The following is a 979-nucleotide window of genomic DNA, read 5'->3' on the forward strand; positions in this document are numbered from 1 at the left end:
GCCCTTCTTGGCCAAAGCGAGACGAAACCTGCTGCTCGCGTACTGGCGCCCTTGGTCGGAATGGAAAATCACTCCGTAGACGCCCAAACATGCGTTCCAAGCGTTCATGAAAGCGCGCTCGACCAAGTCGTCAGGCATCCTGTCCGCCAGGCTGTAACCCAGCACTTGGCGGGTTTGGATGCTCAGTACCACTGCCAGATAAAGCCAGCCCTCTTTCGTAGCGATGTAAGTGATATCACTGACCCAGGCTGGGGTGGAGCTTTGAACGGAGAACTGACGACCCAATAAATTGCTCGCCACTGGCAGCGCATGGTGACTGTCGGTGGTGCACGGTCTGAAACCGCCCTTGGATCGGCCTTGTATGTGCTCTTCATGCATCAGCCGGTCAACGCGCTTATGACCTACCGCATAGGCCTGCTGCCGTAGCGCCTCGACTAGCCGTGGTCGGCCATAGGTCTTGCGGCTAGCCGCGTAAACCTTGTGGAGATCGATGCGAATTTGTGCATCCGGATCTGGGCGGCCTTGGCGATGCTGATAGTCGTAAAACCCTGAAACCGAGACACCCATTACCCGGCACAACAGACGCACCGGGAACTGAGCCCGTTCTTCAGCGACGAAGGCGTATCTCACCTGGACTCTTTGGCAAAGAATACCGCCGCCTTTTTTAGGATTTCACGCTCCAGTTTCAGCTCGGCGTTCTCGGCTCGCAATCGTGCTAACTCGCTGTCCTCTCTGGTGATTGCGCGACGGTCAGGAGAGCTCAACGGCTGGCCGTTGCGGGAAGCGTTGACCCAGTTGTCCAACGTCTTCACAGACATCTCCAGCTGGCGAGCAGCTTCCGTCCTGCCAAGCGTTTCAGCCAGCGCAACGGCCTGAATCTTGAACTCATCGGTGTAATTGCGGCGAGTGGTTGGGTACATGACAACCTCCAAGATAGCGATGTAAGTATCGCTTCTTGGCGTCCGTTGTCACGGGGCAG

At 57.0% G+C, this 979-nt stretch carries 2 protein-coding genes; both read right to left on the reverse strand.

Annotation, left to right across the window (positions count from 1 at the left end):
- Positions 1-630: IS3 family transposase (locus DMX11_RS25800; RefSeq protein ID WP_146230388.1), on the reverse strand; the 630-nt coding region annotated here is incomplete at its 3' end.
- Positions 627-920 carry an IS3 family transposase gene (locus DMX11_RS25805; RefSeq protein ID WP_023661668.1) on the reverse strand — a complete coding sequence of 98 codons (294 nt, stop codon included), beginning with the start codon at positions 918-920 and terminating at the stop codon, positions 627-629. The genes DMX11_RS25800 and DMX11_RS25805, both read right to left, overlap by 4 nt.
- Positions 921-979: the final 59 nt, after the last annotated feature.

Origin of the sequence: Pseudomonas sp. LB-090624 (assembly GCF_003205205.1) — a bacterium.
GTDB lineage: Bacteria > Pseudomonadota > Gammaproteobacteria > Pseudomonadales > Pseudomonadaceae > Aquipseudomonas.

Excerpts from the sequence above, each read along its gene's own strand:
- DMX11_RS25805 (WP_023661668.1), bottom strand. The coding sequence starts at position 920 with ATGTACCCAACCACTCGCCGCAATTACACCGATGAGTTCAAGATTCAG.